The organism is Proteus alimentorum, assembly GCF_002607735.1.
GTDB lineage: Bacteria > Pseudomonadota > Gammaproteobacteria > Enterobacterales > Enterobacteriaceae > Proteus > Proteus alimentorum.
In genome coordinates this window covers 1-3257 of sequence record NZ_NBVR01000005.1, presented here as the reverse complement: position 1 = coordinate 3257, position 3257 = coordinate 1, and the positions used below count along the sequence as shown (strand labels likewise).

Annotated in this window: 1 rRNA gene; it reads left to right on the top strand. The window is 51.4% G+C overall.

Going from position 1 to position 3257, the window contains the following annotated elements:
* The first annotated feature begins 12 nt into the window (after positions 1 to 12).
* Positions 13 to 3168 (top strand): 23S ribosomal RNA (locus B6258_RS00905).
* The last annotated feature ends 89 nt before the right edge of the window (positions 3169 to 3257 follow it).

Below are 3257 nucleotides of genomic sequence, written 5' to 3'. Positions count from 1 at the left end.
TTCGGGTTGTGAGGTTAAGCGAATAAGCGTACACGGTGGATGCCTAGGCAATCAGAGGCGATGAAGGACGTGCTAATCTGCGATAAGCGTCGGTAAGGTGATATGAACCGTTATACCCGACGATTTCCGAATGGGGAAACCCAATATCCAATGGATATTATCATGACGTGAATACATAGCGTCATGAAGCGAACCGGGAGAACTGAAACATCTCAGTACCCCGAGGAAAAGAAATCAACCGAGATTCCCCTAGTAGCGGCGAGCGAACGGGGAACAGCCCAGAGTCTTAATCAATAGCAGCATCAGGAGAACGGTCTGGAAAGTCCGGCAGTAAAGGGTGATAGCCCCGTATCCGAAGATGCTGTTATTGTGAACTCGACGAGTAGGGCGGGACACGTGTTATCCTGTCTGAATATGGGGGGACCATCCTCCAAGGCTAAATACTCCTGATTGACCGATAGTGAACCAGTACCGTGAGGGAAAGGCGAAAAGAACCCCGGCGAGGGGAGTGAAAAAGAACCTGAAACCGTGTACGTACAAGCAGTAGGAGCCTCTTTATGGGGTGACTGCGTACCTTTTGTATAATGGGTCAGCGACTTATATTCTGTAGCAAGGTTAACCGTATAGGGGAGCCGTAGGGAAACCGAGTCTTAACTGGGCGAATGAGTTGCAGGGTATAGACCCGAAACCCGGTGATCTATCCATGGGCAGGTTGAAGGTTGGGTAACACTAACTGGAGGACCGAACCGACTAATGTTGAAAAATTAGCGGATGACTTGTGGATGGGGGTGAAAGGCCAATCAAACCGGGAGATAGCTGGTTCTCCCCGAAAGCTATTTAGGTAGCGCCTCGTGAACTCATCTTCGGGGGTAGAGCACTGTTTCGACTAGGGGGTCATCCCGACTTACCAACTCGATGCAAACTGCGAATACCGAAGAATGTTATCACGGGAGACACACGGCGGGTGCTAACGTCCGTCGTGAAGAGGGAAACAACCCAGACCGCCAGCTAAGGTCCCAAAGTCATGGTTAAGTGGGAAACGAAGTGGGAAGGCTCAGACAGCCAGGATGTTGGCTTAGAAGCAGCCATCATTTAAAGAAAGCGTAATAGCTCACTGGTCGAGTCGGCCCGCGCGGAAGATGTAACGGGGCTAAACCATGCACCGAAGCTGCGGCAGCGACACTATGTGTTGTTGGGTAGGGGAGCGTTCTGTAAGCCTGCGAAGGTGTACTGTGAGGTATGCTGGAGGTATCAGAAGTGCGAATGCTGACATAAGTAACGATAATGCGGGTGAAAAACCCGCACGCCGGAAGACCAAGGGTTCCTGTCCAACGTTAATCGGGGCAGGGTGAGTCGACCCCTAAGGCGAGGCTGAAAAGCGTAGTCGATGGGAAACGGGTTAATATTCCCGTACTGGTGGTAACTGCGATGGGGGAACGGAGAAGGCTAGGTTGTCCGGGCGACGGTCGTCCCGGTTCAAGCATGTAGGCAGAGTGATTAGGCAAATCCGGTCACTTAATGCTGAGGTGTGATGACGAGCCACTAAGGTGGTGAAGCAATTGATGCCCTGCTTCCAGGAAAAGCCTCTAAGCTTCAGGTTACCAACAATCGTACCCCAAACCGACACAGGTGGTCAGGTAGAGAATACTCAGGCGCTTGAGAGAACTCGGGTGAAGGAACTAGGCAAAATGGTGCCGTAACTTCGGGAGAAGGCACGCTGGCGGTAAGTGAAGTCCCTTGCGGACGGAGCCGAAGCCAGTCGAAGATACCAGCTGGCTGCAACTGTTTATTAAAAACACAGCACTGTGCAAACACGAAAGTGGACGTATACGGTGTGACGCCTGCCCGGTGCTGGAAGGTTAATTGATGGGGTTATCCGTAAGGAGAAGCTCTTGATCGAAGCCCCAGTAAACGGCGGCCGTAACTATAACGGTCCTAAGGTAGCGAAATTCCTTGTCGGGTAAGTTCCGACCTGCACGAATGGCGTAATGATGGCCAGGCTGTCTCCACCCGAGACTCAGTGAAATTGAACTCGCTGTGAAGATGCAGTGTACCCGCGGCAAGACGGAAAGACCCCGTGAACCTTTACTATAGCTTGACACTGAACATTGAGCCTTGATGTGTAGGATAGGTGGNAATGGCGTAATGATGGCCAGGCTGTCTCCACCCGAGACTCAGTGAAATTGAACTCGCTGTGAAGATGCAGTGTACCCGCGGCAAGACGGAAAGACCCCGTGAACCTTTACTATAGCTTGACACTGAACATTGAGCCTTGATGTGTAGGATAGGTGGGAGACTATGAAGTGTGGACGCCAGTCTGCATGGAGTCAACCTTGAAATACCACCCTTTAACGTTTGATGTTCTAACCTAGGCCCGTAATCCGGGNGGAGACTATGAAGTGTGGACGCCAGTCTGCATGGAGTCAACCTTGAAATACCACCCTTTAACGTTTGATGTTCTAACCTAGGTCCATAATCTGGATCGGGGACCGTGTCTGGTGGGTAGTTTGACTGGGGCGGTCTCCTCCTAAAGAGTAACGGAGGAGCACGAAGGTTGGCTAAGCATGGTCGGACATCATGCGGTTAGTGCAAAGGCATAAGCCAGCTTGACTGTGAGAGTGACGGCTCGAGCAGGTACGAAAGTAGGTCTTAGTGATCCGGTGGTTCTGAATGGAAGGGCCATCGCTCAACGGATAAAAGGTACTCCGGGGATAACAGGCTGATACCGCCCAAGAGTTCATATCGACGGCGGTGTTTGGCACCTCGATGTCGGCTCATCACATCCTGGGGCTGAAGTAGGTCCCAAGGGTATGGCTGTTCGCCATTTAAAGTGGTACGCGAGCTGGGTTTAGAACGTCGTGAGACAGTTCGGTCCCTATCTGCCGTGGGCGTTGGAAGATTGAGAGGGGTTGCTCCTAGTACGAGAGGACCGGAGTGAACGCACCACTGGTGTTCGGGTTGTCATGCCAATGGCATTGCCCGGTAGCTAAGTGCGGAAGAGATAACCGCTGAAAGCATCTAAGCGGGAAACTTGCCTCGAGATGAGTCTTCCCTGTCACCTAGAGTGACCTAAAGGAACGTTTAAGACTAAGACGTTGATAGGCTGGGTGTGTAAGCGTAGCGATACGTTGAGCTAACCAGTACTAATGAACCGTGAGGCTTAACCTGACAACACCGAAGGTGTTTTGTCTGAGAGACGAAGAGTAGATGAAGTAAGCTTGTTTAAGATTGATATTGCTGGTTACTGAGGAAGAGAT